Source organism: Reichenbachiella sp. 5M10, assembly GCF_002742335.1.
Classification (GTDB): domain Bacteria; phylum Bacteroidota; class Bacteroidia; order Cytophagales; family Cyclobacteriaceae; genus Reichenbachiella.
The window spans coordinates 1-397 of sequence record NZ_MDGR01000009.1 but is presented as its reverse complement, the minus strand read 5'-3'; the positions used below and the strand labels follow the sequence as shown (position 1 = coordinate 397).

The 397-nt window shown below is 52.6% G+C and carries 1 protein-coding gene; it reads left to right on the top strand.

Going from position 1 to position 397, the window contains the following annotated elements; translation table 11 throughout:
- A partial coding sequence (locus tag BFP72_RS18915; RefSeq protein WP_158233472.1) for an HYR domain-containing protein occupies positions 1 to 397 on the top strand: 397 nt, incomplete at both ends.

Here is a 397-nt window from a genome sequence, read left to right as displayed (position 1 = left end):
CGCTATTGGATTATACGGTTTTGGCAACTGCCGCTGACAATTGCGGAACTGCTACGATCACACAATCCCCAGCCGTTGGGACGGTGATCACTGCGAGCCAAGTTGTCACACTCACCGCCACAGATGGCGCAGGTAACACGGAGACTTGTACCTTCAACGTGACCCCAGCCGATAACACCAAACCTACGATCACATGTCCTTCGGATCAGAATGTGAGTTTCGACACGAGCTGTGAATACACGCTATTGGATTATACGGTTTTGGCAACTGCCGCTGACAATTGCGGAACTGCTACGATCACACAATCCCCAGCCGTTGGGACGGTGATCACTGCGAGCCAAGTTGTCACACTCACCGCCACAGATGGCGCAGGTAACACGGAGACTTGTACCTTCAA